Genomic DNA, 26,412 nt, shown 5'->3' with positions numbered 1-26,412 from the left:
AGCTTCATCGCGGGGCTAGCCCCGCGATCAAACCTCAGGCATGCACCCAACGCCGATGCAGCCCACGCGCCAGCGCATCGAGCATGAACCCCAGCACCCCGATCAACAGCACCATGGCCATCAACTCCGAGTACGCCAGGCGGTCACGGGTATCGAGGATGAAGTAGCCCAACCCGGCACTGACCCCGAGCATTTCGCACGGCACCAGCACGATCCACAGGATGCCGATCGCCAGGCGCACACCGGTCAGCACATGGCCGATCACGCCAGGAATGATCACCTTGCACAGCGTCTCCCAACGGGTGGCACTGAGGCTGCGGCTCAGTTGCAGCCAACGCGGGTCAAGCTGACGCACACCAGCCGCGGTATTGAGCAGAATCGGCCACAACGCGGCAAAGGCCAGGAGGAAGTAGATCGGCTGGTCGCCCACGCCCATCAGCATTACCACCACCGGCATCCATGACAGCGGCGAGATCATGCGCAGGAACTGAAACGCCGGAGAAGTGGCCGACTCCAGATGGCGATAGCTGCCCACCAGCAAACCCAGCGGCACGCCAATCAGCAACGCCAGCAGCAAGCCGATCAGGATACGCTTGAGGCTGACCCAGACATGCTCGTAGACCTCAGCCTGCCCCAGCAACTCGACAAGACTGGCCAGGGTGGCCTCAGGCGAAAAACGTGCCGACAGCCCATCAGCCTCACCAAACAGGTGCACACCCAACCACCACAGCAGTAGCAATCCGAGCAAGCCGGCTGCCCCCAGGGCGCCATGCAGTACATGCTTACCCATCAGATCGCAAACTCCTCGCTACGCTCGAAGCTGTCCGGCAAGCCGAAGGCCTTGAGCCCACCCACCGCCTCGATGCTTTTACGCACAAAACGGTCATCGACCAGGTCGCGGGCCGTCTGTTGCGGGTCGAGGCCGGCAAGGAAGCCCTTCTCACCTTCAATCAGGGTGTTCTGCAAGCGACGCACCAGCTCCTCGGTGTAGCTGGGGAACGGATACGGCTGGAAGTCGATGCGCTTTTCATCCCACTGCGCATGCTGGATCGCGCCACTGGCAATGTAGGCCGCACGGTCATCGGCAGACGGTGCCAGCACCTGGCTCAGCACCTGCGGGGTATGCGGGGTGTAGCGGTTGGGACCGGCCTTGGACAGCAGGGCGGCGGCTTCGGCACGGTGATCGCGAGTCCACAGCTGGGCTTTGACGATGGCGTTGACCACCTTCTGCGACCATTCCGGGCGGTTGTTGAGGTCATGCTCGTGCATGAATACCACGCAGCAGGCATGGTTACGCCAGATATCACCGGTAAAGCGTTGCACGCGGCCGACCTTGAGGTCTTCGGCCAGGGCATTGAATGGTTCGGCAACGATGTAGCCGGCGATGCGCTTGCTGGCCAGGGCTGGCGGCATGTCCGACGGCGGCAGTACCACCAGGTTGACCTCGTTGGCGGCCAGCTGCGCGGTGGTCGGCTTCGAGACCGGCGTCAGGCCATGGTCGCGGAACAGCTGCTGCACCACCACGTTGTGAATCGAATACCAGAACGGAATCGCCACGCTCTGCCCGCCCAGCTGCTTGACCTCGGTGATGCCCGGGGCCACGGTCAGGCCCGAGCCGCCGACATGGTTCCAGGCCACCACCTTGGCCGGGACCTTGCTGCCGTAGCGCGCCCAGACGGTCATCGGCGAGAGCAAGTGAATGACGTTGACCTGGCCGGAGATGAACGCCTCGATCACCTGCGCCCAGCTGCGCAGCAGCACCGGCCGCTCGGCCTTGATGCCTTCGGCTTCGAACAGGCCATTGTTGTGGGCCACCAGCAATGGTGTGGCGTCGGTGATCGGCAAGTAGCCGATGCGCACCGGGGCATCCGGATCGCTGGCGGCGCGCGCCTGCAAACTGCTCAGCAGCGGCATGGCGCCACCGGCCGTCAGCAAGGCGCTGAGTTTGATGAAATCACGACGAGTGTGGGTAAAGTCGTCCAGGCACATGGGCAGTCTCCAACGGCAGCGGCAAGGGTTCAGAATCAGGTTCAGGAGTGCGGCTGGCCCGCCGAAGGGTTTTGAGGATGTCGATACGCAGCGCGCCCAGTTCCTCGACCCGTTGCTCGCGCGGTTGCGGCAGGTCGATGTGCCATTGGCCGAGGGTGCGCGCCGGGTGATTGCCCAGTAGCAGCACGCGATCGGACAGCAGCAGGGCTTCGTCGATATCGTGGGTGATCAGGACCGCCGCAGTGTTGTGCCGGGCGATCAACTGCAGCAACAGCTGCTGCATGTCGGCGCGGGTCACTTCATCCAGCGCGCCGAAGGGTTCATCGAGCAACAGCACCTGCGGCTGACGCGCCAGGCAGCGGGCCAGCGCGGTACGCTGCGCCATGCCACCGGAGAGCTGCGCCGGGTATTGCTCGCGAGCGTGCTGCAGGCCGACCGCCTCGATGGCGTGGTCAATCCGCGCACGGCGCTCACTGGCCGCCAGTTTGGGCTGACGGGCAAAATCGAGGCCGAAGGCAACGTTCTTTTCCAGGCTCAGCCAGGGCAACAGGCTGGGGTCCTGGAACGCCACTGCCAGGCGCGGATGCGGCCCCTGCAGCGGCTCACCGAGCAGGCTGACGTTGCCACTGCGCGCTTGCTGCAGACCGGCCAGCACCCGCAACAGGCTCGACTTGCCGACACCGCTGGGGCCGAGGATAGTGATCACCTCCCCCGGCGCCAGTTGCAGGTCGAAGTCTTCCAGCACGCTCTGCCAGCCTTGTTCACGCGGGTAGCCAAGGCTGATTCCGCGGGCTTCAAGCAACACCTGGGTCATGCTGTCGACGCCTGCCGTTGCAACTCGGCGCGCAACTGCACCAGGCTTGGCGTGACGATCGGCACGAATGCCGACTCGCGCCAGCGCCGCGCGAAGCCTGCGCCATAAGCACTCAGGTAGGCCTTGCCACCGCTGGCCTGCAACTCCAGTTGCACGGCATCGGCAGCCGTCTCGGCCAAGGTGATGCGCAACTTGAACAGTGCGGCGGGCTGGGTCAGGAAGCGCCCCTCGAGCAGGCCCTTTTTCAATTCGGCAACGGTGTTTTCCAGGCGTTCGCGCAACACGCTCAACGCTTCGCCGAGGAACGAACGCACACCTTGCAGGTGGCCTTCCACTTCGTCCAGCGAACGCCGCGCCAGGCCGATGGCCATGCCACATTGCAGCCCAAGGAACGAAGGGCGAACCGCAGGCAGGAACTGCTTGGCGTTCTCGTGCAGCAGCCAGTCACGACTGAGGGCGACCTGCTCGAAATTCAACGCTGCGGTATTGCTCGATTGCAGCCCCATCAGTTGCAGGTCGTCCGAGCGGGTGAGCCCGGCAGCGTTATCCGGGATCGCCAGCACAAACGGTGAAGCGCCCTCTTCTTCAATCGCTGCCGCCACGACAAAACCACCCTTGCGCAGATTGGTGACCCAGAACAGGCGTCCGTCGAGGGTCCAGCCCCGTGCATCGGCAAGGCCTTTGACTTGCAGCGCTTCGATGCCGGACAGGTATTTCATGGCGTTGGACAGCCCGGTAGCGCCGGCCAGCTCACCGCTGAGCAGTTTCGGCAACAAGCGCTCGCGCAAGGCGGTATTGGGACTGTGCAGCAGGTATTCGATAAAGGCACGCTGGCCCCAGAATACGAAGGCAGCGGCCAGGGAATGACTGGCGACGTTGGCCACGGTTTCCACCGCGTCGGCGACCGTGCCGCCACTGCCGCCCAGGGTTTCGTCGATACCGACGCGCAACACCTGCGCTGCGGCCAACTGCCCCAACACTGCCTGCGGGTCGCAGTGGCCCAGATCGAGGGCTTCAGCCTCGGCATCCAGCCAGGTGACCAATGCAGGATCGAGCATAGCGTTTACTCCTTTAAAAAAGCGCCAGCCTGCGCCGGCGCCAAGGGTTCTTATGCCGAAGGCTGCCAGCGGTACTTGCTCAGCTCGTCATTGAGCGGCGTCTGGGCGAACACATTAGCAAAGTTGCACAGGGTGGCGAGGCTCACACCGAGAATCACTTCCAGGGCGTGACCTTCGCCATAGCCGGCTTCACGTAAGGCGCTGTAGCCGGCATCGCTGACATTGCCACGGGTGGCGATCACTTCACGGGTGAATGCGGCCAGGGCTTCAAGCTTTTCCTGCGGCAGTTCGCCGCGGGCGCGCAGGGCGTCGACCACCTCTTGCGGCAGCTTGGCCTTGTTCAGCGCCACGGCGGTGTGACCGGCCACGCAGAAGTCGCAGCCATGATTGGTGGCGGCCACCAGCTGCACCACTTCGCGCTCGGCCAGGCTCAGCTCGGCCGTGCCGTTGAGGGCCGAAACGGTGACGTAGGTTTCCAGCGCGGCCGGGGCATTGGCCAGCACGCCGAGCAGGTTGGGAATGAAACCCGAGTTCTTCTGGGCGTTTTCCAGGAAAGGACGTGCGGCTTCAGGGGCGCTTTGCAGCGTGTGTAGAGTAACGCGCGACATGGAGTGGACTCCTGCATACTAGGGTGTCGCACAAGTCTGTTGGTTATAAGAAATACCTTCCATATTCTAGAGTCGTTATTACTTGCTCCTGAGTCTTTCCCTTAGATGATTTCCTCCAGCCCACTTGTCGATTGGTTATTAGAAAGCCTTGAGCTAGACGCCAGCCTGTTCCATGTCGGGCGTTATTGCGGTGGCTGGCACGCCAGCACCCAGGGCCTGGCACGGGCCAGTTTTCACCTGGTGGTGCAGGGCCATTGCTGGCTGCACATTGCCGGCCAGCCCCAGGCCATTGCCCTGGAAGCGGGTGATGCAGTGTTCCTGCTGCGTGACCTTGAGTACCGGTTGTCTGGCACCGCCGACTGCGAACTGGCCCGCCAGCAACCGCGCATGGCCATGCTGCCGCTGGAGCATGATGCCAGTGACGGCGTCGGCCTGGTGTGCGGGTTCTTTCATTTCCAGCCGGGCCTATCGTCGCTGATTATCGAAGGCCTGCCTGACTGGCTGATCCTGCGTGCCGGCGACCCGGCCCTGAGCGCCGCCACCGCGCTGTTCGAGCTGATCCTCGCCGAATGCCAGCGCCAGCCTGCGCCCTCCTCGGCCTTGCTTGAGCGTCTGAGCCATCTGCTGTTTCTCTACGTACTGCGCCAGCAGGTGCAGGCAGACCTGCCCATGGGCGGCCTGGTGTCATTGGCCCGCCACCCGCAATTTGCCGCCCTGGTCGAGCAACTGATCAAGCATCCCGAACAACCCTGGCCGCTGGAAAGCATGGCAGCCTGCACCGGACTATCGCGTTCGGCCTTCTTCAAGCGTTTCAGCGAGCTGGCCGGGCAGTCCCCCGGGCAAGTGCTGCTGGCCCTGCGCATGCGTCACGCCTGCCGCTTGCTCAAGGCGCACAACACCGTCGAACAGGTGTGCGCTGCCGTCGGTTACCAGTCCATCGCTGCCTTCACCCGCGCCTTCAGCAAGGCCATGGGCGTGCAGCCAGGTGCCTACCGGCGCCAGCATGAAGGCCGTTGAGGCAAACTGCGGGCGGTAATCGAACACAAGCGAATTCCAGCCCTCAAGTCCATCCGGGCAGACTCCGATAGCAGACCACCCACCGCCGATTGCTCGGTACAGCGTGGTGCTGATAACAATTAAAAGGAGTACTGCCAGCATGTTCGCCGACCTGAAAATTCGCACCGGAATGTTCTGGGTGCTGTCGCTGTTCAGCCTGACCCTGCTGTTCTCCACCGTCAGTGCCTGGCGCGCGGCGGTGGGTAGCGATGAGCAGATCACTGAACTTGACCTCACCGCGCATCAATCGGACCGTTTGAACAACGCCCTGTTGATGGCGATCCGCGCCAGCGCCAACGTCTCCTCCGGCTTTGTCGAACAGAGTGGCGGCCACCACGACAGCGCCAACAAACGCATGGCGCTGTCCGCACAGCTGATCGACAACAGCCGCAGCCTGCTCGACGAGCTGGTCAGTAATGCCCGGGACCCGGCACTCAAAACCCTCGCCGTCGACCTGCAAAACACCTTCGGCAAATACGCCGAGGCCGTCGCCGGACAACGCGAGGCGACCGGGCAGAACGACCTGCAACGCTACTTCATCGTCAACACCGAGGCTGGTAACGCCATGGCCCGCATGCAGGCCCTGCGCCAACAACTGGTGGCGGCCTTGAGCGAGCGCAGCCAGCTGATCATGCTTGAATCCGAGCGCCGCTTGAGCGCCGCCAAACTGCAGAGCCTGGCACTGGTCGTGGTCACCCTGCTGCTCGCCGTGCTGTGCTGGGGCTTTATCGCCCGCCGCGTGTTGCGCCCGCTGCTCGAAGCCAGCCAGCACTTTCAGCGTTTTGCCCAGGACGACCTGAGTGTGACCGTACAAGTCACCCGCCGCGACGAGATCGGCGAGCTGTTCGCCAATCTTGCCCATATGCAACAAAGCCAGCGCGCCACCTTGAGTCAGTTCACCGGCTACGCCACGCAAGTGGCCCAGGCCGCCCAGGTGCTGGAGAACATTACCGAACAGAGCACCCACAGCCTGCGCCAGCAGGACCAGGAACTGGAACAGGCCGCCACCGCTGTGACCGAAATGACCACCGCCGTGGAAGAAGTCGCGCGTAATGCCGTGACCACCTCACAAGCCGCCAACGCCTCCAACCAGCTGGCCGAGCAAAGCCGTCAGCAGGTCAGCGACAACCTTGAGGGCACCCGCGCCATGGCCAGCGAAGTGCAGACCAGCAGTGAGCGCTTGCAGCAGCTGGCCGGGCAGATTCGTGACATTGGCCAGGTGCTGGATGTGATCCGCTCGGTCTCTGAGCAAACCAACCTGCTGGCGCTCAATGCCGCCATCGAAGCGGCGCGCGCCGGGGAAGCCGGTCGCGGTTTTGCCGTGGTCGCGGATGAAGTACGCACCCTCGCCTACCGTACCCAGCAATCGACCCAGGAAATCGAGCAAATGATAGCCGGGGTGCAACATGGCACCGAGGCGGCGGTGGCTTCGATGCAGGCCAGCACCCAGCGTGCGCAGTCGACCTTGGGCATCACCCAGGCGTCAGGTCAGGTGCTTGAGGGGATCTACAGCGCTATCGGCCAGATCAACGAACGCAACCTGGTGATCGCCAGTGCGGCTGAGGAACAGGCGCAGGTGGCACGCGAGGTGGACCGTAACCTGCTGAACATTCGTGAACTGTCGTCACGCTCGGCGACCGGAGCGCAGCAGACGCGGCAGGCCAGCCAGGCGTTGTCGGGGTTGGCTGCGGAGCTGACGGCGTTGGTGGCACGGTTCAGGGTTTGAACGTGAGGGCCCTATCGCTGGCAAGGCCAGCTCCCACAAGGTCAGGTGTTGACCCGGACCCTGTAGGAGCCGGCCTTGCCGGCGATGAGGCCATTTGCAGCCCTACACATCCACCAGAATATTGAACCCGCCAAAGATCAACCGCTGCCCGTCAAAAGGCATCGGATTCTGGTCGGGCTGCAAGCGCGGGTCTTCCATCATCTTCTTCATCCCGGCATCACGCACCTCACGTGAAGGCCAGAGAATCCAGGAAAACACCACGGTTTCGTCCGGCTTGCATTTCACCGCCATCGGAAACGAAGTCACCTTGCCTTCAGGCACATCATCGCCCCAGCACTCGATAACGCGCTGGGCGCCACACTCCTTGAACACCACCGCCGCTTCCTCGGCATGCTGCTTGAACTTCTCGCGGTTGGCGGTAGGCACGGCAAGCACAAAACCATCGACATAAGACATGACCTTGACTCCTGCACAGGGGTTGAATCGATCAGGTGGATCTGTGCAGTAGTCGATTGACTGCCGGGTGATTCGACAGACCGGAACATTCACCGACGAGCGGTCAGACTCAAGTGCTTTTTCGTTTCTGCGTCGCTTTTGCGTTTCTGTGCGACAGTTCGCACTTCAGGGGCTCCTCTAGTGATTCCTGCTGATGTTAATTTGCAGAGATGCCTGCTTCTTCAAGCAGACACCTCCTACTCACTATCTGCAAAGGACTGCCTCCAGCAATGGACTTCTCACTCAAGCACCTGGCTGCCACTACCCTGATGCTGGCCAGCCTCGCGTCGTTCACCAGCCAAGCGCACGCCAACATCACCCCGCAACAGAGCGCGGCCATCCTCAAGACCTTCAACGACGCTTCGGTGAAGGACTTCAGGCAGTTCCTCGGCAGCCTGGCCAAGAGCGATGTGGGCAAAACCGACAACCTCGGTGCGACCATCAGCGCCTTCCTCGACAACAAGACCCTGAGCGCTGAGCAGCAGAACGAAATCCATCGCCTGCTCGGCCTTTATGCGCGGGTCAAATACGGCAGCGCAGCCACCGAAACCCTGCGCGAACTGGTGGCAATCCCGACCATGCGCGTCGATGGCGTTGCCCAGCACGAGAACCCCGAATTCATCAAGATCGCCGACAAGATCAAAGCCCTTGCCCAGGCCTTCAACCTGAACTTTCGCAACATCGACAACCGTGTCTACGAGATCGCCCTCGAAGGCAGCGGCGATGAAGTGGTGGGCATCCATGCGCATGCCGATGTGGTCCCGGTGACCCCGGAAAACTGGGTCCTGCAGGACGGCACCCAACTCGATCCGTTCAAAGTCACCCTGATCGGCGACCGCATGTATGGCCGCGGTACCGAGGATGACAAGAACGGCATCGTCGTAGCGCTCTATGCGATGAAGATCATCAAGGAAGAGCAGCTGCCGCTGGCGCGCAACTTCAAGCTGCTGGTGGACACCACCGAAGAGACCACTGGCGACGCCATCCCCTACTACTTCGAACACAACCCGATTCCCAACTACAACCTGGCGCTCGATGGCGGCTACCCGGTGGTGATTGCCGAGAAGGGCTACGGCACAGTCATGGCCAGCTTTCCTCGCCGTAGCGCAGAGGGCAAAGGCGCCGAAATCACGTCGATGACCGGCGGCCTGGCGACCAACCAGATTCCCTCGACCTCGGTCGCCACGCTCGTCACCGACAAGCCCGCAGAACTGGCCGCCAGTCTGCAGAAAGCCGGTACGGACTACGCCAAGCAAAATGGCGGCAATTTCGGCGTGACCGCCAAGGTCGTCGGCAAAGACGTGCAACTGACCGTCACCGGCGTTTCCGCCCACTCCTCCGAGCCCGAATCCGGCGTAAACCCGGTAGCGAGGATGCTCGACTTCATCCACAGCCTCGACGGCAAGGTGGCGCTCAAGCACAACCAGATCACCGACGCGGCCCGCTACGCCGCCGACAGCTGGGGGCTGGACTACCTGGGCGGCAAACTGGGGGTCGGCTTCTCCGACGCCTTCATGGGGCCGCTGACCACCTCACTGACCTACGTCGGCATGGATGACAAGGCCTTCAAACTCGCGGTCAACCTGCGCGTGCCGGTCGGCAAGTCGCCTGAAGTGCTCAAGCGTGAACTCAGCGACAAGCTCGCGGCCTGGAGCAAGCAGTCCAAGGTCACCGTGGCCTTCGACACTTCGATCGCCGAGCCGATGTACCGCAACCCCGAGGGTGAATGGGTCAAGGCACTGCTGGCGGTGGCCAGTGAAAACCTGGGCATGGAGAAAAAGTTCGGCACTTCCGCCGGCGCCACGTCGGTGCATGAATTGCCTAATGGTGTGCAGTTCGGCCTGGCCATGCCTGACGTCAAATACACCGGCCACAACGACAACGAGTTCAAGACTGTTGAACAGTTCATGCTCGACCTGCAGATCGTGACCGAGATGATGGGCCGTATCGGGCAGATGCCGAAGCTTTGAGGCGCTTGTGGGCCCGCTACTGAGGCGGGCCCCTTGGCAGCGTGCGTGCTAGCTCAATTGAGCGATCAACACCGCATTGCTATAGATCAGGCTGCCATCACTGGCCCGGTGTCCAACCAGATGGAACTGACCGCGTTGATCCTCATCCAGATAAACGCGTAACTTGCAGTCGGCCAGTGGGCCATAACCCTCTGGTATGACCAGGTTCAACGCGGCCATATCGACATCAACCATGGCTTCAGGCTCGTGGCTGTTCTGCAAGCGCTCTTCGGCCTGCTCCAGCCTGGTATGGTTAGGGCCCAGAATGTCGAAGTGTATGTCTCCGACCGGAGTGGATTTTTGCTCGCCGTTGCGTTTGCACCAGCCTTCGATCGTCAGGGTACTCATGGCAAATCCTCATGATGTAGACCGTTTTGATCACTACTGAAGGTGTTGACCTCGGTGCAGGTTGAATCGTTCCGGATTTTCTCGGCGCCATATCAGAGAACATTAGGAAATAACACATTCCAATAAACGCTACCCAAACGTACACTTCGCTGTGTGAATAAACCTCAAGCGTTGATTTCACATCGAATTTACGCAACACCAACGGACGATTTCACGAAGACCCCACCATTCAAGGACTACAAGGAGTTATGAATGAGCGCTACTGAACAAACCCGTGAAGCTGCAAGCTACAGTGCAAAATGGCAGGAACGATTTGCGTTTTTCGATGCCCACGGCGCCCCTAACAGCCCCACTTACAAACCTGCGCTAAAGCAGCTGCCATTCGGCAAGAAGATACTGGTAAACGCCAATATCATTGCCTTCTTCTTCGGCCCTATTTACCTGTTCGTCCTGGGGCTGTGGAAAAAGAACCTGGCCTTGATCGGGATCATTGTGGCGGTGTCGATCGTGATCGATATCCTCTTCGGCCTGGCCGGCATGATCACGCCGCACCCGGTCGATGTCGGCATCGGCTTTGCCACCAACATCCTGTATGCGCTGTCCACCAACTACGCCTATTACCTGAAAGAGCGTAAAGGCGAGCAGGGCTGGAATCCGTTTAAAGGTATGCGCTGGTAAGCGTCCTGAACAAGTACTGACTGGATGCGCTGCCCGAAGCGGAGTGTTCAGTCAGTGTTCCCGCCGTTCATACATGCAGGCATGGGCCCACTGTTCGGGTGGGCCCTCGGCTTTCCGTCATTGCTCATCCCAAGGAATATCGCCCCACGAAGCCTGCCCGGAGGTCGAGGCAATGTGGTGTGACCAAGCGATGTCCCTGTAACGGATAGCCAAATTCTCCTGAGCCTGCTGGTCGTTCAACAGAATCGAATGGGGCATCTCCAGCTGTTGATCAACGATCAGACCGTCCCAGATCTTGATGCTGAAGTACTTTTCCTGATGACCGCTCAGACTGATGCGATAGAAGTTCAGTGTGCAATCGACTACCTCACGATTGGCCAGGGCCTGCGCTAACAAAGGCGTCGCCTTGTCGATGTGTTTGGTAATGATCAGCGGTCGATGGGTGGCGTGCCTGGTGTTGTCGAGGTTGGAAAGATTGTGGGCGAAGGACAACACCATGATTTCGTCGAAGTGCCCGGCCTGACATTTGTTGCCGATGGAATCCAGGCTGGAACAGCCTGCGGAAATCAATCCCTGTTTTTTGCCGGTGATCGACAGATAGCCATGATGAGCCAAAGTGCGTACTCCTTGTAGGTAAAGCACGCAGACTATTGCTTGGGTACTGATCGCGTATGTCAGGCATTTCCGAAAAGTATTTCCAAAGTGTTACAAACAGCAAATACAAGATGGCTGATTTTCAGAAGTGTCCGACATACCTTTGGCAAAAAAACTCGTAGCCTGCGTGGTCCGCTTACAGGGAGTACGCAGCATGGCCTATCACTACTTCGCGTCGCTCAACCGCAAGTTCCAGGAACAGCCCTTCGCCCACCAATTCTCAAGAAGGAATACGTGATGGCGAAGCCGAGCGACAAGTCGAAACTGAGCATGAATGACTTCTGGGAAGTCAGCCATGCCGCGGCGCAGTTTACCGGCTTCGCCTGCACGATCAGTGCGCGGCATCTGCAGGATGACCAAACGCGCATGCAGTTCAATCGCGAACTTTCCTACTACGCGCGACGGGTGGTGCAGGATGTGGAAGAGCGGCGTTTGAGTCCGCAGGAGGGGTTGCGGGAGTTAAAGGCGGAGCAGCAGAGTCTGCTCAGTGAGTCACGCCGTATTGTCGCCCAAACACTGGGTTTGATCGGAGGGACCGTTCAAGTCGCGACTGGGGCCGGTATTTGCTATGGCTCAGCAGGAGCTTTGTGCGCGCCCCTCGGAGCTCCGCTGATGATGCATGGCGGTAATAACGTCTATGAGAATGCAAGAAATCTTTACGAAAGTCGCAGTGATATTGAAGGGCCGGTACGCAAAGCTTACCAGCACGTCGCGAAACAGCTCGGCTACAGTGAAACTGAGGGCAACATGGCGTACTTGACGGGAGATCTTGCTATGTCTGGCGCTGGTTTGTTTCGTCAAGTGTTAAGGCACGACGCTTGGAGACTCTTCCGATTCATGAAGACTGACCGGGAACGCGCGTATAGGCAGATGAGTACCAAAGCATTAGCACTCGAGATCGGGATAGATGGTCAAACCGCTGATCAACTGCATCAAGAGTACAAAAAATGAACATGTTTGGATTCTGTTTTTTTGTGCTCTCCAGCGGTGGCGGCTCTCTGCTACTCAATCGCTGCCTTAAATTATTAAGCTCGGCGATACTAAAGGTCGCCCTCGGACTTCTTTACAACTCACTGATGATCGTGTTTTACATAGACGCGATAAAGAAAGGCAAATTGTTATTCATCGAATTCGATCCAAGCATAACCGCATATCACCCTACAATCTTAGCAATCTCCACAATCATGGTTTTCTTCCACCTCTGGACATTCAGGACTGAAATATAAATTTCATTACCCGCCCTGACAACAGCAGACCGAGGCATAGATACCCCTACCATACAACAACTCAATAACGAGCACAAAAAGTGACCATACTAGAATTTACTTGCCTTGTCATCTTTAGCATGGCCGCCTCCTTAGTACTGAATCGCTTTCTAACCATGCTTCGATTCGCCACTTGGGCAGTCTTGATCAGCCTTACCTACAACGTTTTGATGATCGCATCCTATCTCGATGTTGCCGAAAATAAAAAACTATTTAACTTACAATTCGACCCAAGCGTTTCCGAGTACTATCCGGTACTCACGATAGTCTCATTGACCATGATAGCCTTCCATTGCCTAGCGTTTAGAAGCTGAATGCTATCCAATCCTTGTAAATCATAAAATCGACCTTCTCCAGATTAGCAACTTCAGACTTTCCAGCAATTTTTCATTGAGACATCTGGGCGTTCCGACCTGAAGGTTGAACATGTGCAGAACCCCCCTGCCAACCCCGCAGTCGATCTGTAACCTCGTGTGGCTGCCCTGCTCCAACGCTTGAATCCCACCCCCAACCCCGTTACCTCCCCTACGTCGCTGTAAATCCAGCGACCGGGTTTGGTAGCCCAGGTGATAATCAAGGCACACAAGCGTCCTATCCGAACAGTTGACGCTTTTTTTTTGTGTCTACTGTTTCGTGTTATGGCGGCTGTGCGCGGGGCGCCTTCGTGCGCGCCGGGTTCTTTGATTCCCGGTTGACCAACCCGTGTACAGTCGCCACCCACCACGCAAACCAGCACCACCTTCGGCTCCTGCAACGGCAGCCACGATCCGTTCTTCGCTGTCCGTGCCGGTGTCTCTTCCAGCAGCCCACCGCACAGGCTACTGCGACAGAAAGCTGACCAGCTGACGACCATGGGTACTAAGCGACTCCCAGCCCTTGATGCACAGCCGCAGTTCAAGCGTCGCCCAAGCCTCTTCAAGCAGCACCACACGTACCGGCAGTTCTTGTTCCATGCGCCGCGCGGTGGTCTCCGGCAGCATGGCAATCCCGGCACGCTGAGCCACCAATTGAGCGATGGCCTCAAAGCTGGGCGCGCGTACGCGGATCTGCAGGGGCATGGCCAGTTTCATCGCCCGCTCTTCGACAAAACGTTGCATGGCCCGCTCGGCCGGCATGCCGATGAAGGGGTAACCCAGGGCATCGCGCAGGCGCGTCTGTTCACGTTCTGCCAATGGGTGCCCGTGCGGTACCAGCATCACCAGCCGCTCGCTGCGAAACGGCAACGACAGCACCCCATCGCTGATGACGCTGCCGTCATACACGCCGATTTCACACTCACCAGTGAGCACGGCACGCATGACATCAGCGCTGCGGTACTCGGTCAGTTGCAGATCGACTTCCGGGTAGTCGGCCAGAAACGAGCCAAGCACCGCGGGCAACAGGCTGCTGGTGGTCACGGTGGTGGCAGCCAGGCGCAGGGTGATGCGGCGTTGGCCGGCGAGCTCCTTTAAGGTGTCCTGCAGCTTTTGCGCTTCGCCAAGTACGCTACTGGCTGCCTCCAGCACCAGGCGACCGGTCGGTGTCAGTTGCATGCCAGCGGCCGTGCGGGTGAATACGGTGACGCCGCAACGCTCCTCGAACAGGCGCAGACGGGTGCTGGCGGCCGAGACGGCAACCGGAATGCTGGCAGCAGCCTTGCTCAGGCTGCCGGAGGCGGCAATGGCGCTCAGCAGGCGCAAATCGGAGAGATCAAAGTGCACTGGGGTTCTCTTTTGGCGAAGGCTTCGTTCTGGAAAATGCGATTCTTCGGCGGTTGCCTTCACTTTAGAATAACGCTTGTACCTTCTCCTCTGTCGGGCTGCTGATGAATAAATTACGTGGGTTTTGCCAGCGTTGCGTCGAAAACGGCAGCCTGTTTGCAGTGCTGTCGGCACTCGGTTTCAGCCTCAAGGCGATTTTCGTCAAGCTGTCTTATGCGGCCAGTCAGGTGGATGCAATCACGCTGCTGGCGATGCGCATGGGTTTGTCGTTACCACTGTTTGCCTGGCTGGTGTGGGCCAGCCGGGGCCCGGCCAATGCGCCCATGACCCTTGCCGATGGTGTACGGGTGATGCTGCTGGGACTGTTCGGTTATTACCTGGCGAGCCTGTTCGATTTCTACGGGCTGCAGTACATCAGCGCCGGGCTTGAGCGGCTGATTCTGTTCACTTACCCGACCCTGGTGCTGGTGTTCCAGGCCATCGCCCTGCGCGAGCGCCCTACCCTGCGCACCCTGGCGGCGATGGGTTTGTGCTACCTGGGCCTGGGCATCGCCTTCGTGCATGACGTCGGCGCTTCCGGAATGGGCGGCCAGGTGATGCTCGGCGCGGCATGGGTGTTTGCCAGTGCGGTGACCTACGCGCTGTATTACTCAGGCACCGGCATGATGCTCAAGCGCATGAGTTCCATGCGCCTGGCCGGGCTTGCCGGCAGTGCGTCGTCGTTGATGGTGCTGGCGCACTATCTGCTGACGGCCGATACCCAGCTGCTCTGGCAGCTGCCCGCTGCGGTATGGGTGTATGCGGCGTTGATGGCTCTGGTTTCCACGGTGTTGCCGATCTATTGGGTGGCGCTGGCGATTCAGCGCATGGGCGCCACCCATACCGCTGCGGTCGGCAATCTGGGGCCCGTGCTGACGGTGCTGGCGTCATGGGCTGTGCTCAGCGAAGAAGTATCGCTGTACCAGATCATCGGGCTGGCCTTGGTGTTGTTCGGGGTTTCGCGGCTCAAGCCGGTGCGGGCCAAGGGCGAGACACAGGTGCCGGGTCAGGCCAGCACGGCGGCGCAAAAAACATAGGTGGGCAGATCAACTAGACTGCAAGGTTCGGGTGCTGAATTTTCCTGAATGCACCCGTTCCCCAACAGTAGTTACTGCCACCGAGTTGATCTGAGTACACACCATCATGTGTAAGTCATGTGATTCAACTTCCTCTTCAAACACAACTGATCGTCGTCGTTTTCTTCGCATTGCCGGACTTGGAGCAGGTGCCCTGCTGCTGTCTGGCGCGCTGCCTGGCAGGTTTGTCACGGCGGCCGAAAAAACGGCTGCGCCCCCCAAACCGCAAAACGCAATCAACCCCGACCAGGCGCTACAACGGCTGATTGCAGGCAATGAACGCTATGTCAGCGGAAACTCGGACACACACGACTTCAAGGACGAGCGCGAAGCCTTGGTGTCCGGCCAGAACCCGTTCGTGGCGGTGCTCAGTTGTTCCGACTCGAGGATCGCCCCCGAATACGCGTTCGACACCGCACGCGGTGACCTTTTTGCGATTCGCGTGGCCGGCAACTTCGTCACCGGTGAAGGCCTGGCCAGCCTTGAATACGCCGTCGCCGTACTCGGTGCACCGTTGATCCTGGTACTTGGCCATGAAAGCTGTGGCGCCATCGATGCCGGGATCAAAGCGCTGAAAGATTCCACCGTGTTCCCCGGGCACATTCCGAAACTGACGGAGGCACTCAAGCCCTCCATCGAGAAGGTCCTCAAACAACCTGGCGACCTGATGGAAAATGCCACGGCGCAAAATGTCAAAGACTCGGTCCAGAGTCTTAAGGGCGCCACGCCCTTGATCACCGATGCGCTCGACAAGGGCAAGTTGAAAATCGTCGGCGGCGTCTATCGCCTGGCCACCGGCAAAGTCGAGCTGATTGCCTGACCCCGGACACGGGCAAGGAAGCCCGGCTGACGGTGCGGTCACAAAAGTGCGTGCTGAAAGCTGAAAAATCGCCGCATCGTTTCACGTCAACAGCAATTGGCAAATGCTCTGCGGCGATTGATCTACGCACATGATTATTTCAGCGCGACCTTAAAGCTCCAGAGCCTAGAGATCCATTGAAAAAAACCCGCTATTTATAACATATTCACCCTTATCAGTTTCAAACGAGCCATGAAAAATTAAACTTGATTGATTGTCTCCTTTCAATAACACCAAACGCCCAACAACTTCCCGCAGTTTATTATTATCATCAGACCGCGAACGGATCACCGTCACCCGGCCGGGAAAGTCATAGTAGCCAGAGCCCAAAGAAACAGGGATCGTAATTTCCAAAAGGTCAGACGGCCCTCCCCGCAGAATCTTATATATTTCATCATCCCTGCTCACGCTTGCCCTTTCGTGAACGCTCTCTTCATAGCCGGGCCCTGTAATTTCAAAACGAATCATATTCTTTTCAGTGCTATTCATAATCAAACCCTTCCTGTTATCAGATGAAAATAATTTGTTGCCGCAGCGTCGAATCTAAGCAAGGCGTCTTCTACGCACAACTGACAAAAATGCCAGGTGCACAGCTATTGACTTTCACTCCGGCTACAGAAAAACAGAAAGTTAAGTTCGTTGGGTGATATCACCACCATATTGATGTTCATGTGTACCCATGAACACAACGCCCTACAGCTCAAGCCTTGGCCCAGGAGCCAGAATCCGGATCGCTTAAAGATCAACCCGCCCCCTCAGGAAATGTACGCCTAGACTGAATGTCCCCAGTCCCGGTTTCGGAGACCCAAGATGACCAGCAAGAATACGATTTGCCTGTGGTTTGACGGCACGGCGCTGGACGCTGCGAGCTTCTACGCCAAGACCTTTCCGGACAGCGCCGTGGTGGCCGTCCATCACGCGCCTGGCGACTACCCTTCGGGCAAACAAGGCGATGTGCTGACGGTGGAGTTCACGGTGATGGGTATCCCTTGCCTTGGGCTCAACGGCGGTCCGATATTCCAGCACTGCGAGGCGTTTTCGTTCCAGGTTGCCACCGATGACCAGGCCGAAACGGATCGTTTGTGGAACGCGATTGTCGGCAATGGCGGCGAGGAAAGTGCCTGTGGCTGGTGCAAGGACAAATGGGGACTTTCGTGGCAGATCACGCCGCGCGTCCTGACGGCAGCGATCAGCAACCCTGATCGGGCAGCGGCCAAGCGTGCGTTCGAGGCGATGATGGAGATGAGAAAGATCGACGTGGCAGCGATTGAAGCCGCGCTGAAGGGCTGACGGCCTTCGATCGCGGGGCAAGCGTGCTCCCACAGCCAGATCAAAAAAGGGGCCTTGCAAGGCCCCTTTATGTGGATGATTACTGGCTGTAGACCGTCTTCCCGCGGAACACTGTCTGCAACACCTTGGTCTCAGCGATTTGCTCGGGCTTGCCCTGCTCGACCAGGTCGAACAGGTTGCGGTCGAGAACGATGAAATCAGCCGACTTGCCCGGCTCGATCGAGCCGATCAGTTGGTCCTGCCGAACCGCGCGGGCACCGTTGATGGTGTAGGCATCGAGCATCTGTTCCAGGGTCGCCGACTGCTCTGCATTGTAGGCCGGCTCACCGGGTATGGCGCGGGTAATGCCGGCGGCGATGTTCATGAAAGGACGCGGGTCGCGTGAGTCGACCGGCGCGTCACTGCCGGCGACCAGTACTGCGCCTGTTTTGGCAGAGCTTTGCACCGGGTAGATGGCGTTCCAGGTGTAACTGTTTTTGTTATAGAGCAGGTCGTTGATGTCCTGACCCTTTTTGCTTTTTTCCAGGAACGGTGTGATCAACACGTCGTAGTCGGGCTGCTGGTTGATCCAGGCGTAGGTGTAGGTGAGGTACACCCCGAGCTCGCCAAGGCGGCGTTGATCGTCCGGGTGAATGACCTGCAGATGGGCAATGGTATGCGGGATGTGTTTGTTGCCATTACGCTGACGAGCAGCTTCCAGGGCATCGAGCGCGACACGCGTGGCGCGGTCGCCAACGCTGTGGACGTGAATGCTGAAGCCATCGGCATCGAGGGCGCTGGCGTAGTTCTTGAAGTCTTCAGCCTTGTAATTGACGATGCCGTTTTTCTTCGAGTCTTCGCTGTCCTTGGTAACGGTGACAACCCCGGTGTCGGCGTTGTGCTTGAGGTGGGGGGTCTGATAGTTGTGCAGCATTCCGGCATTGGGTGAGAACGGCGGCGTGCTGAAGGAATCCCCTTCGAGCACACCGTCGGCAAATATCTTCACCGCATCGGCCTTGATCAACGGGTTGTCCGCGAATGCAGCACGCACTTCCTGCGCTTTTCTCAGGTGCCCGGCAATGTCCACCTTGCCCTTGTAATCGTCGTCAATGAAACAGGTGGCGGCGGTGACCCGCATGTTCAGCAGATCCTGCTTCTGCATCTTCACCAACTGTTCGCGGATGAAGTCATTGGTGCAAGCATCCTGAATGCTGGTGATGCCGCTTTGCGCCATGACCTTGGCGACCTCCGGCAAGATGTCGCCATAGACCTTTTCGCCGCGCGGGTCGCCGGGCTTTTGCGCAAACATGTCAAAGTTTCCGACCGGGATTTTCTCTTTGGCCGCGTCGCGCACTACGCCGGTGTCCAGGCTGACGTAGGGCGCCAGCTCGGCGAACACACCACCTTTTGCCAGGGTTTTGGCAGTGAAGCCAACGCTGTTGCCCTGTTCATCCTCGGCCATGCTCAAGGCTTTGGAGTTGTAGGCGCTGGCATGGCCATCGACTCCAGACAAGATGATCGGGTGGCCATCGGCGGCCGCATCGAGGGCCTGGCGGATGGTTTTGTAGTTGGCCGTCGGTTCATTGCCTTCATAGGGAACCCACTGATCGATCTTCAGCCAGGCGCCGGGTTCGCTGGCGTAGCGCGGCAGGCATTCCTTCACCTTGCTGGCCAGCTGATCGAGGTTTACCGCCTTGCCTTCAAGGTCGCAGACATCCAGGGCGACGGTGCCCAGCACATGGATATGGTTGTCGTGCAGGCCTGGCAAAACCATCTTGCCGCCCAGATCGACCACCTGAAAACCTTGCTTGATGAAGGATTCCGCGCCGTCCCGGTTGCCGGTATAGACGAACCTGTCGTTGGCAACGGCGATCGCTTCGACCTTCCGGTGCTGACCATCCTGCGTGTAAATCTCGCCGTTGAGGTACACCGTATTGGTGCCGACAGCTGGCACAGGCGTCTGGCTGCAGCCGCTGATCCCGGCGAGCAAGGCGAAGGAGCAAAGCGTTAAGTGTTGTTTTTGTTTTAAGCGCATACCGTCTCCGATTAAATTACAGTAATTACTGTAATTTGCACTTCTACCAGCGTTGCCCATTGGCGTCAATCGGTGAGATTTGACTCGGTTGGGCAAGACAATGTGAAATGCGCGCCTACTAACAATAAGGCTGTGGGTTCGATGACTTCGCTAGATTTGAAGATGCGCCGCGAGCCGCGCCAGCAACGTACTCTGGCGATCATCCAGAAGATTGAGCAGGCGACGCTGGCGCTGCTCAAGGAAGGCGGTATTGGCCTTCTCAATACCAATGCCATCGCCGAACGCTGCGACATCGACATCAAGTCGCTGTACCGCTTTTTCCCGAACAAGGAAGCCATCGTTTATCGCCTGGCCGAGCAGTGGCTGGAGGAGATACGCCGGCGGGAACAGGCGATTTATCAAAGCGATCTGGGCCTGGTTGAAATCTGGGACGCACTCGATGACATGATCGACGGGATCGAGCAGCAGTTTTCCGGCTATGGCGCACTCTGGCAGGCCATGGATGTCATTCCGGCGTTACATGGCCTGGAGCAAGCGCACGAGACACTGCAGATAGACAACATGGTGGTGCTGCTCAGAAAGCATGGCTGCTGCTGGCCGCAGAAGGACATCACCGAACTGGCCAGGTATTTGTACCGGACCTGGGATGTGGTCAAGCAAGGCAGCATCGAGCAAGGCGAGGCGCGTGGGCTGATGTGGCGTGCGCATAAAAAGTGGCAGCATCGCCTGCTGTTGTCGGCGGTTAAATGCCGGGACAGTGCCGAGTTTGAACAGGGTCTGGCAGATTAAGCCACCATCGACGAACCCAGGGAGCTACACATGACATTGACTGTCGACGGCTTGGTCAGCATCGCCATGACCAACCCCATAAACGCCGAGCTTGCTGCACGTTTGCCAGCGTTGGGCCTGAGTCAGTGCATGCTGACGGCCGGCTGTCTTTTCCAGGCGGTCTGGAATCATCAGGCGAACCAGCCAACGGCGTGGGGCATCAAGGACTACGACGTTTTCTACTTCGACGATGACCTCTCCTGGGAAGCCGAGAACGAGGTCATCAAGACCGCTCAACAGCTGTTTCAGGACCTTGGGGTGAATGTCGAGGTGAAGAATCAGGCGCGCGTTCACCTCTGGTACGGCGAGCGCTTCGGCAGGCCGTATCCTCAGCTCCTGTCAGCCCGAGACGGAGTTGATCGTTACCTGATTGCCGGTACCTGTATCGGGCTGGATATCGGGAATGGTGAGCTCTATGCACCTTACGGTTTGACCGACATTGAACACGGGCTGCTGCGGATCAATCCGAACAACGCACAACCTGATCTGTTCGAACAGAAGGCGAAGAGCTACCAGGCACGCTGGCCTTGGCTGAAAATCCTGGAGCCTCGTGTAGGAGCTGGCGACAGCCTGCGATCGAGCGCGCAGCGGTCGTAAACGCTAAGTCCCGGATCTAACTGATGCTCCGCACTGGCCGGTTTTGCTGCCGCGTTGCGGCAGATCGCGGGGCAAGGCCCGCTCCCACAGAGGTCGCGTCAGCCTAGATCCGGCAAGCTGTAACGTTCGGCAAAGTACTGGCGGAAAAACTCCACCGCCACCCGCACCTTGGCCGAGCTGGCCAAGGGCGAGGTGTACACCGCCCAGATATCCGCCGGCTGATGATAGTCGCCCAACACCTGAACCAAGCGCCCGTCTGCCAGGCTGTCATGCACATCCCACCACGAGCGCAGCAAGATCCCGCGGCCATCCAGACACCACTGGTGCGCGACCTCACCATGGTTGCTCGACAGGCTGCCGGTCACCCGCACGCTCTCCTCGCCATTGGGCCCTTCCAGTTGCCAGATGCCGAAAGGATGGTCGCGCTCTTTGATCACCAGGCAATCATGACTGCCCAGCTCGGCCAGCACTTTCGGCGTTCCACGCCGCGCCAGGTAGGCCGGTGAGGCGCACAGCACCCGGCGGTTCTTGGCCAGCGGCTTGGCAATCAGATTGGGCGAAATCGTGTTGCCGACCCGGATATCCAGGTCGACGCCCTCTTCGATCAGGTCGACCAAACGATCATGAACATCCAGGCGAACGTCCAGACGCGGATAACGCTCGGCCAGTTCCGACAAGGCCGGCGCCACGAATCGCCGTCCCAGGCCCAGGCTGCTGGCAATGCGCAGTTGACCTGTCGGCTCGCGGTGCTGGGCGCTGATGTCGTCACCCATGCGCTGCACCGCATCGAAGATCTGCTGCGCCCACTGGTAAACCCGCTCGCCCTCCTCGCTCACGGTCACCCGTCGGGTGGTGCGATGCAGCAGGCGCACTTCAAGGGTCTGTTCGAGCACACGGATGCGTTTGCTGATGAACGCGGCTGACATGCCCAGTTCGTCGGCCACGGCGGCAAAGCTGGCGCGTTTGGCCACCTGAAGGAAGATATTGAGGTCGTCGAGGCTCGGAAGATTATTCACGTTTCGTGTTCTAAGAATCTATGAATGGCGAGATTATCTCTGAATAAAGCCCTTATAGCATGGTCCGCACCTGTTCCCTAGACAACGAGTGCGCCCCCATGAGCAAGACTTTCAGAATCGCCGCCATCCCTGGTGACGGCATTGGCATCGAAGTTCTCCCCGAAGGTATCCGCGTAGTCGAGGCCGCTGCGCGCAAGCATGGCCTGGACATCAGCTTCGAATTCTTCGAGTGGGCCAGCTGCGATTATTACCTGGCCCACGGCAAGATGATGCCGGACGACTGGTTCGAACAACTGAAGGACTTCGACGCCCTGTACTTCGGTGCGGTCGGCTGGCCGGACAAGGTCCCGGACCACATCTCGCTGTGGGGCTCGCTGCTCAAGTTCCGCCGCGACTTCGACCAGTACGTCAACATTCGCCCGGTACGCCTGTTCCCTGGCGTGCCCTGCCCGCTGGCCGGTCGCGAGCCAGGCGACATCGACTTCGTGGTGATCCGCGAGAACACCGAAGGCGAATACTCGTCCCTGGGCGGACGCATGTTCGAAGGCACCGAAAACGAGTTCGTCCTGCAGGAATCGGTGTTCACCCGCCGCGGTGTCGACCGCATTCTCAAGTACGCCTTCGACGTGGCCCAGACCCGCGAGCGCAAGCACGTCACCTCGGCGACCAAGTCCAACGGCATGGCCGTGAGCATGCCCTACTGGGACGAGCGCACCGCTGCCATGGCTGCCAATTATCCGGAAATCAGCTGGGACAAGCAGCACATTGATATCCTCTGCGCCCGCTTCGTGCTGCAGCCGGATCGCTTCGACGTGGTAGTGGCTTCGAACCTGTTCGGCGACATCCTCTCCGACCTCGGCCCGGCCTGCGCCGGCACCATCGGTATCGCGCCATCGGCCAACCTCAACCCTGAGCGCAAGTTCCCGTCGCTGTTCGAACCGGTACACGGCTCGGCCCCGGACATCTTCGGCAAGAACATCGCCAACCCGATCGCGATGATCTGGTCCGGCGCGCTGATGCTCGAGTTCCTCGGCAACGACGGTGCCGACCCACGCTACCGCGCCGCCCACGATGACATCCTCAAGGCCATCGAGCAGGTCATTGCTGCCGGTGACACCACCCGCGACATGGGCGGACAGAAGTCCACCCAGGAAGTGGGTCGGGCGATCACCGCACTGATCGAAGGTTGATGGGACAGGCCCGATTGTCAGAATTGTCAGACAAGAAGGGCCTTTTCCTCTTGCGAGCGGTACAGATTGTATGCAGAATCTGTTAACCAAAAGATTCACGTTAACTTTTAGTTAACAACCAAGGAAGGAGCGTTACCGCAACACCCCGGAATGCCTGCCGGGTATAGATAAGTACGCCAACGTCCAGGAGACGATGATGTCGCACAAAAATAAAAAGATTGATGTGTTCCTGATCACCGTGAGTTTGATTGCCGTGCTGCTCACCGTGATAGGCCTTGCAGCCTTCCCCGGCGAAGCTGAAAGCGCGGCCAACCAGTTGTTCGAACTGTCCACCCGTACCTTCGGCACCAGCGTTCAGGTGTTGGTGTTCGGTAGCTCCCTGGCCGTGCTGTACCTGGCCTTCAGCAAATACGGCAATATCCGCCTGGGCAGTGGCAAACCCGAGTACGCCACCGCGACCTGGGTGTTCATGTTCATCTGTGCCGGTATGGGTTCCTCGACCCTCTACTGGGGCGTCATGGAGTGGGCCTACTACTACCAGACCCCTGGCCTGAACATCGCCGCCGCTACCCCTAAAGCCCTCGAATACAGCGTCAGCTACTCGTTCTTCCACTGGGGCGTCAGCGCCTGGTCGATCTACGCCCTGGCTTCGCTGGCCATGGCCTATCACTTCCATGTGCGCAAGAAGAGCGGCCTGAACCTGGCCTCGATCGTCGAAGCGGTCACCGGCTTCAAGGCCACCGGCCCGGTTGGCCGTACCGTCGACCTGATCTTCCTGCTGACCATGATGGGCGCCCTGACCGTGTCGCTGGCCCTCACCGCCTCGACCCTGACCCGTGGCCTGCATGACCTGACCGGCACCCCGGACACCTTCACCGTGCAATTGATGGTGATCGGCGCCGTGGCGGTGATGTTCTCGCTCAGCTCCTACATCGGTATCGATGGCGGTCTGCAGCGCCTGAGCAAGATGGTCTGCATCGGTGCCCTGGTGTTTGCCGGTGTGGTGCTGCTGGTCGGCCCGACCCAGTTCACCATCAACAACACCGCTAACTCGATTGGCCTGATGATCCAGAACTACGTGCACATGAGCCTGTTCACCGACCCGGCCGGCGACGGTGCTTTCACCCGCAACTGGACGGTGTTCTACTGGCTCTGGTGGGTGTCTTACGCCCCGGGCGTGGCAATGTTCGTGACCCGCGTTTCGCGTGGCCGGCAGATCAAGGAAGTGGTCATGGCCCTGCTGCTCGGTGGCAGCTTCGGGTGCTGGTTCTTCTTCGGCGCGCTGGAAAGCTACAGCATGCACCAGTTCATCACCGGTGCCGTGGACGTGCCGAAAATGCTCAGCGAACAAGGCGGCGAATCGGCGGTGACCCACCTGTTGCTGGCCCTGCCGTGGGGTCAGGTATTCCTTGGCGTCTACCTGTTCATCATGGCGATCTTCTGTGCCTCGCACATGGACGCTGCAGCCTATGCGGTGGCTGCCACCAGCACCCGCAACCTGCGTGAAGGCGACGACCCGACGCCAACCCATCGCCTGTTCTGGTGTGTGGTGCTGACCCTGGTGCCGCTGGCCATGCTGTTCGCCAAAGCCTCGCTGTCGACCATGAAAACCGCCGTGGTGCTGACCGCAATCCCGTTCATGGTGATCCTGCTGGTGAAGATCTACGGCTTCTTCAAATGGATGATCGAAGACTACGGCCAGGTACCGGCCTACCGCATCGAAGAAGAGGCGGCGCGCATGGCCGGGGAAGAACCGCAACACCAGGCACCACGCAGCGCTGCTGCCGTGCACTAAACATCCCCTGTGGGAGCGGGCTTGCCCCGCGATGGATGGTGGCTGACACACCGCAATCGCGGGGCAAGCCCGCTCCCACACAGCAGCCAAATTTTTTTGCCCGACCTGTTAACTGATAGATACGCGTTAACTGACAACTAAAAAACCGAGCTTGTGAGAGAACTGATCATGAATGACTTCAAACGCCTGCCCGCCGATTTCTGCGCCAACGCCGAAGAGGCTTTCACCATCCCTGCCAGCTTCTACACCCAGCCGGCAGTGTTCGAGCACGAGAAAGAAAACATCTTCGCGCGCAGCTGGATCTGCGTCGGCCACCGCAGTGAAGTGGCAGAAAACAACGCCTACATCACCCGCGAAGTGATTGGTGAAAGCATCATCGTCGTGCGCGGTCGCGACAGCGTGCTGCGCGCCTTCTACAACGTCTGCCCGCACCGCGGCCACCAACTGCTCAGCGGCAGCGGCAAGGCCAAGAACGTCATCACCTGCCCGTACCACGCCTGGACCTTCAAGCTCGACGGCGAGCTGGCCCACGCGCGCAACTGCGACAACGTGGTGAACTTCGACAAAGAGAACTCGACCCTGGTGCAGCTGCGCGTCGAAGAATATGCAGGCTTCATCTTCATCAATATGGACATGGAAGCAGGTTCCGTCGAAGACCAGCTGCCAGGCCTGCAAAAACGCATGCGTGAAGCCTGCGCGGTGATCGACGACCTGCACCTGGCGGCACGTTTTGTCAGCGACACCCCGGCCAACTGGAAATCGATCGTCGACAACTACCTCGAATGCTACCACTGCGCCCCGGCCCACCCAGGCTTCGCCGACTCGGTAGACGTCGGTCAGTACAGCCACAACCTGCACGGCAACTGGACCCTGCAATACGGCCTGGCCAAGCCTTCCGAGCAGTCGTTCAAATTCGACGAAAACGTGAAAGACCCATCCTTCGCCGGTTTCTGGGCCTGGCCGTGCACCATGTTCAACGTGCCGCCAGGAGCGAACTTCATGACCGTGATCTACGAGTTCCCGGTCGATGCCGAAACCACCCTGCAGCACTACGACATCTACTTCCTCAACAAGGACATCACTGAAGAGCAGCAGAAGCTGATCGACTGGTACCGCGAAGTGTTCCGTCCGGAAGACCTGCGTCTGGTGGAAAGCGTACAGAAAGGCCTGAAGTCCCGCGGCTACCGTGGCCAGGGCCGGATCATGGCCGACCGTGAGCGCAGCGGCATGAGCGAGCACGGCATCGCCCACTTCCACAACCTGATCGCCGTTGCCCACCTCAACGACTGATAACCACCGCCGCCGGCT

General features: G+C 59.4%; 25 protein-coding genes. 13 read left to right on the top strand and 12 right to left on the bottom strand.

What is annotated here, in order from left to right; all coding sequences use genetic code 11:
- Positions 1 to 34 precede the first annotated feature (34 nt).
- From AC07OF_RS20460 to AC07OF_RS20440, 5 genes are read right to left on the bottom strand one after another with little or no spacing between them, the layout of a single operon-like run.
- Positions 35 to 790, bottom strand: a complete 756-nt coding sequence (locus AC07OF_RS20460; RefSeq protein ID WP_157193137.1) for an ABC transporter permease — start codon at positions 788 to 790, stop codon at positions 35 to 37.
- A complete protein-coding gene (locus tag AC07OF_RS20455; RefSeq protein WP_157193138.1) occupies positions 790 to 1,989 on the bottom strand; it encodes an ABC transporter substrate-binding protein in 1,200 nt (399 codons plus the stop codon). The genes AC07OF_RS20460 and AC07OF_RS20455 overlap by 1 nt, the downstream gene beginning before the upstream one ends.
- Positions 1,955 to 2,803 (bottom strand): ABC transporter ATP-binding protein, encoded by an 849-nt coding sequence (locus tag AC07OF_RS20450; protein ID WP_157193139.1) that lies wholly within the window; start codon positions 2,801 to 2,803, stop codon positions 1,955 to 1,957. Before AC07OF_RS20450 ends, AC07OF_RS20455 begins: the two co-directional genes overlap by 35 nt.
- Positions 2,800 to 3,861 (bottom strand): acyl-CoA dehydrogenase family protein, encoded by a 1,062-nt coding sequence (locus AC07OF_RS20445; RefSeq protein ID WP_157193140.1) that lies wholly within the window; start codon positions 3,859 to 3,861, stop codon positions 2,800 to 2,802. Before AC07OF_RS20445 ends, AC07OF_RS20450 begins: the two co-directional genes overlap by 4 nt.
- A 50-nt stretch (positions 3,862 to 3,911) precedes the next feature.
- Complete coding sequence (locus AC07OF_RS20440) at positions 3,912 to 4,469, bottom strand: carboxymuconolactone decarboxylase family protein (protein WP_495073379.1); 558 nt, start codon at positions 4,467 to 4,469, stop codon at positions 3,912 to 3,914.
- 105 nt (positions 4,470 to 4,574) lie between these two features.
- On the opposite strand from AC07OF_RS20440, the gene AC07OF_RS20435 reads away from it, so the two are divergent.
- Positions 4,575 to 5,486 carry an AraC family transcriptional regulator gene (locus AC07OF_RS20435; RefSeq protein WP_157193142.1) on the top strand — a complete coding sequence of 304 codons (912 nt, stop codon included), beginning with the start codon at positions 4,575 to 4,577 and terminating at the stop codon, positions 5,484 to 5,486.
- 139 nt (positions 5,487 to 5,625) lie between these two features.
- Positions 5,626 to 7,251 carry a methyl-accepting chemotaxis protein gene (locus tag AC07OF_RS20430; RefSeq protein ID WP_495073378.1) on the top strand — a complete coding sequence of 542 codons (1,626 nt, stop codon included), beginning with the start codon at positions 5,626 to 5,628 and terminating at the stop codon, positions 7,249 to 7,251.
- A gap of 102 nt (positions 7,252 to 7,353) precedes the next feature.
- Here AC07OF_RS20430 and AC07OF_RS20425 read toward each other — a convergent pair whose 3' ends face one another.
- Positions 7,354 to 7,707 carry a DUF1428 domain-containing protein gene (locus AC07OF_RS20425; protein ID WP_157193144.1) on the bottom strand — a complete coding sequence of 118 codons (354 nt, stop codon included), beginning with the start codon at positions 7,705 to 7,707 and terminating at the stop codon, positions 7,354 to 7,356.
- A gap of 269 nt (positions 7,708 to 7,976) precedes the next feature.
- Between AC07OF_RS20425 and AC07OF_RS20420 the strand changes: the two genes are divergently transcribed.
- The gene (locus AC07OF_RS20420; protein WP_495073377.1) at positions 7,977 to 9,716 is read left to right on the top strand and encodes a dipeptidase; all 1,740 of its coding nucleotides are present in this window, start codon (positions 7,977 to 7,979) and stop codon (positions 9,714 to 9,716) included.
- A 48-nt stretch (positions 9,717 to 9,764) separates the two neighbouring features.
- Here AC07OF_RS20420 and AC07OF_RS20415 read toward each other — a convergent pair whose 3' ends face one another.
- Positions 9,765 to 10,103 (bottom strand): hypothetical protein, encoded by a 339-nt coding sequence (locus AC07OF_RS20415; RefSeq protein ID WP_038612594.1) that lies wholly within the window; start codon positions 10,101 to 10,103, stop codon positions 9,765 to 9,767.
- A 252-nt stretch (positions 10,104 to 10,355) separates the two neighbouring features.
- Between AC07OF_RS20415 and AC07OF_RS20410 the strand changes: the two genes are divergently transcribed.
- Positions 10,356 to 10,781 carry a DUF2628 domain-containing protein gene (locus tag AC07OF_RS20410; protein WP_157193146.1) on the top strand — a complete coding sequence of 142 codons (426 nt, stop codon included), beginning with the start codon at positions 10,356 to 10,358 and terminating at the stop codon, positions 10,779 to 10,781.
- Between the two features lie 117 nt (positions 10,782 to 10,898).
- Here the strand turns inward: AC07OF_RS20410 and AC07OF_RS20405 are convergent, their stop codons facing one another.
- Positions 10,899 to 11,396: an Hcp family type VI secretion system effector gene (locus AC07OF_RS20405; RefSeq protein ID WP_157193147.1), complete on the bottom strand. Its 498-nt coding sequence runs from the start codon at positions 11,394 to 11,396 to the stop codon at positions 10,899 to 10,901.
- 276 nt (positions 11,397 to 11,672) lie between these two features.
- Here AC07OF_RS20405 and AC07OF_RS20400 point away from each other — a divergent pair, with 276 nt between their 5' ends.
- Positions 11,673 to 12,386: a DUF4225 domain-containing protein gene (locus AC07OF_RS20400; protein ID WP_495073376.1), complete on the top strand. Its 714-nt coding sequence runs from the start codon at positions 11,673 to 11,675 to the stop codon at positions 12,384 to 12,386.
- Positions 12,387 to 13,518: 1,132 nt separating this feature from the next.
- Here AC07OF_RS20400 and AC07OF_RS20395 read toward each other — a convergent pair.
- Entirely contained in the window at positions 13,519 to 14,400 is an 882-nt protein-coding gene (locus AC07OF_RS20395; protein WP_495073375.1) for a LysR family transcriptional regulator, read from the bottom strand.
- Positions 14,401 to 14,504: 104 nt separating this feature from the next.
- Between AC07OF_RS20395 and AC07OF_RS20390 the strand changes: the two genes are divergently transcribed.
- Together AC07OF_RS20390 and AC07OF_RS20385 are read left to right on the top strand one after the other, a co-directional pair.
- A complete protein-coding gene (locus AC07OF_RS20390) occupies positions 14,505 to 15,476 on the top strand; it encodes a DMT family transporter (RefSeq protein ID WP_476446718.1) in 972 nt (323 codons plus the stop codon).
- Between the two features lie 106 nt (positions 15,477 to 15,582).
- On the top strand, positions 15,583 to 16,335 hold the full coding sequence (locus AC07OF_RS20385; RefSeq protein ID WP_422420115.1) for a carbonic anhydrase: 753 nt from the start codon (positions 15,583 to 15,585) through the stop codon (positions 16,333 to 16,335).
- A gap of 165 nt (positions 16,336 to 16,500) precedes the next feature.
- On the opposite strand, the gene AC07OF_RS20380 is transcribed toward AC07OF_RS20385, so the two are convergent.
- Entirely contained in the window at positions 16,501 to 16,863 is a 363-nt protein-coding gene (locus tag AC07OF_RS20380) for a hypothetical protein (protein WP_157193152.1), read from the bottom strand.
- A gap of 321 nt (positions 16,864 to 17,184) precedes the next feature.
- Between AC07OF_RS20380 and AC07OF_RS20375 the strand changes: the two genes are divergently transcribed.
- Positions 17,185 to 17,664, top strand: a complete 480-nt coding sequence (locus tag AC07OF_RS20375) for a VOC family protein (protein ID WP_157193153.1) — start codon at positions 17,185 to 17,187, stop codon at positions 17,662 to 17,664.
- 79 nt (positions 17,665 to 17,743) lie between these two features.
- On the opposite strand, the gene AC07OF_RS20370 is transcribed toward AC07OF_RS20375, so the two are convergent.
- On the bottom strand, positions 17,744 to 19,678 hold the full coding sequence (locus AC07OF_RS20370) for an amidohydrolase (RefSeq protein WP_476446717.1): 1,935 nt from the start codon (positions 19,676 to 19,678) through the stop codon (positions 17,744 to 17,746).
- Positions 19,679 to 19,819: 141 nt separating this feature from the next.
- Here AC07OF_RS20370 and AC07OF_RS20365 point away from each other — a divergent pair, with 141 nt between their 5' ends.
- Together AC07OF_RS20365 and AC07OF_RS20360 are read left to right on the top strand one after the other, a co-directional pair.
- On the top strand, positions 19,820 to 20,467 hold the full coding sequence (locus AC07OF_RS20365; RefSeq protein ID WP_342625167.1) for a TetR/AcrR family transcriptional regulator: 648 nt from the start codon (positions 19,820 to 19,822) through the stop codon (positions 20,465 to 20,467).
- Positions 20,468 to 20,497: 30 nt separating this feature from the next.
- A complete protein-coding gene (locus AC07OF_RS20360) occupies positions 20,498 to 21,103 on the top strand; it encodes a nucleotidyltransferase family protein (RefSeq protein ID WP_476446716.1) in 606 nt (201 codons plus the stop codon).
- 98 nt (positions 21,104 to 21,201) lie between these two features.
- Here AC07OF_RS20360 and AC07OF_RS20355 read toward each other — a convergent pair whose 3' ends face one another.
- Positions 21,202 to 22,119 (bottom strand): LysR substrate-binding domain-containing protein, encoded by a 918-nt coding sequence (locus AC07OF_RS20355; RefSeq protein ID WP_157193157.1) that lies wholly within the window; start codon positions 22,117 to 22,119, stop codon positions 21,202 to 21,204.
- 98 nt (positions 22,120 to 22,217) lie between these two features.
- Between AC07OF_RS20355 and AC07OF_RS20350 the strand changes: the two genes are divergently transcribed.
- From AC07OF_RS20350 to AC07OF_RS20340, 3 genes are all read left to right on the top strand, one after another.
- A complete protein-coding gene (locus AC07OF_RS20350; protein ID WP_038612630.1) occupies positions 22,218 to 23,309 on the top strand; it encodes a tartrate dehydrogenase in 1,092 nt (363 codons plus the stop codon).
- 196 nt (positions 23,310 to 23,505) lie between these two features.
- Positions 23,506 to 25,104 (top strand): BCCT family transporter, encoded by a 1,599-nt coding sequence (locus tag AC07OF_RS20345; RefSeq protein WP_051939447.1) that lies wholly within the window; start codon positions 23,506 to 23,508, stop codon positions 25,102 to 25,104.
- Between the two features lie 168 nt (positions 25,105 to 25,272).
- Positions 25,273 to 26,394 (top strand): aromatic ring-hydroxylating oxygenase subunit alpha, encoded by a 1,122-nt coding sequence (locus AC07OF_RS20340; protein ID WP_157193158.1) that lies wholly within the window; start codon positions 25,273 to 25,275, stop codon positions 26,392 to 26,394.
- Positions 26,395 to 26,412 lie beyond the last annotated feature (18 nt).

Source organism: Pseudomonas sp. GW821-FHT10B02 (assembly GCF_059415665.1).
The sequence above is the reverse complement of the archived record's forward strand: the minus strand, read 5'-3'. Positions and strand labels throughout refer to the sequence as shown.

What these genes read in the sequence shown, in the direction of transcription:
- AC07OF_RS20460 (WP_157193137.1), bottom strand. Translation starts at nt 790, where the DNA reads ATGGGTAAGCATGTACTGCATGGCGCCCTGGGGGCAGCCGGCTTGCTC.
- AC07OF_RS20455 (WP_157193138.1), bottom strand. Translation starts at nt 1,989, where the DNA reads ATGTGCCTGGACGACTTTACCCACACTCGTCGTGATTTCATCAAACTC.
- AC07OF_RS20450 (WP_157193139.1), bottom strand. Translation starts at nt 2,803, where the DNA reads ATGACCCAGGTGTTGCTTGAAGCCCGCGGAATCAGCCTTGGCTACCCG.
- AC07OF_RS20445 (WP_157193140.1), bottom strand. Translation starts at nt 3,861, where the DNA reads ATGCTCGATCCTGCATTGGTCACCTGGCTGGATGCCGAGGCTGAAGCC.
- AC07OF_RS20440 (WP_495073379.1), bottom strand. Translation starts at nt 4,469, where the DNA reads ATGTCGCGCGTTACTCTACACACGCTGCAAAGCGCCCCTGAAGCCGCA.
- AC07OF_RS20435 (WP_157193142.1), top strand. Translation starts at nt 4,575, where the DNA reads ATGATTTCCTCCAGCCCACTTGTCGATTGGTTATTAGAAAGCCTTGAG.
- AC07OF_RS20430 (WP_495073378.1), top strand. Translation starts at nt 5,626, where the DNA reads ATGTTCGCCGACCTGAAAATTCGCACCGGAATGTTCTGGGTGCTGTCG.
- AC07OF_RS20425 (WP_157193144.1), bottom strand. Translation starts at nt 7,707, where the DNA reads ATGTCTTATGTCGATGGTTTTGTGCTTGCCGTGCCTACCGCCAACCGC.
- AC07OF_RS20420 (WP_495073377.1), top strand. Translation starts at nt 7,977, where the DNA reads ATGGACTTCTCACTCAAGCACCTGGCTGCCACTACCCTGATGCTGGCC.
- AC07OF_RS20415 (WP_038612594.1), bottom strand. Translation starts at nt 10,103, where the DNA reads ATGAGTACCCTGACGATCGAAGGCTGGTGCAAACGCAACGGCGAGCAA.
- AC07OF_RS20410 (WP_157193146.1), top strand. Translation starts at nt 10,356, where the DNA reads ATGAGCGCTACTGAACAAACCCGTGAAGCTGCAAGCTACAGTGCAAAA.
- AC07OF_RS20400 (WP_495073376.1), top strand. Translation starts at nt 11,673, where the DNA reads ATGGCGAAGCCGAGCGACAAGTCGAAACTGAGCATGAATGACTTCTGG.
- AC07OF_RS20390 (WP_476446718.1), top strand. Translation starts at nt 14,505, where the DNA reads ATGAATAAATTACGTGGGTTTTGCCAGCGTTGCGTCGAAAACGGCAGC.
- AC07OF_RS20385 (WP_422420115.1), top strand. Translation starts at nt 15,583, where the DNA reads ATGTGTAAGTCATGTGATTCAACTTCCTCTTCAAACACAACTGATCGT.
- AC07OF_RS20380 (WP_157193152.1), bottom strand. Translation starts at nt 16,863, where the DNA reads ATGAATAGCACTGAAAAGAATATGATTCGTTTTGAAATTACAGGGCCC.
- AC07OF_RS20375 (WP_157193153.1), top strand. Translation starts at nt 17,185, where the DNA reads ATGACCAGCAAGAATACGATTTGCCTGTGGTTTGACGGCACGGCGCTG.
- AC07OF_RS20370 (WP_476446717.1), bottom strand. Translation starts at nt 19,678, where the DNA reads ATGCGCTTAAAACAAAAACAACACTTAACGCTTTGCTCCTTCGCCTTG.
- AC07OF_RS20365 (WP_342625167.1), top strand. Translation starts at nt 19,820, where the DNA reads ATGACTTCGCTAGATTTGAAGATGCGCCGCGAGCCGCGCCAGCAACGT.
- AC07OF_RS20360 (WP_476446716.1), top strand. Translation starts at nt 20,498, where the DNA reads ATGACATTGACTGTCGACGGCTTGGTCAGCATCGCCATGACCAACCCC.
- AC07OF_RS20350 (WP_038612630.1), top strand. Translation starts at nt 22,218, where the DNA reads ATGAGCAAGACTTTCAGAATCGCCGCCATCCCTGGTGACGGCATTGGC.
- AC07OF_RS20345 (WP_051939447.1), top strand. Translation starts at nt 23,506, where the DNA reads ATGTCGCACAAAAATAAAAAGATTGATGTGTTCCTGATCACCGTGAGT.
- AC07OF_RS20340 (WP_157193158.1), top strand. Translation starts at nt 25,273, where the DNA reads ATGAATGACTTCAAACGCCTGCCCGCCGATTTCTGCGCCAACGCCGAA.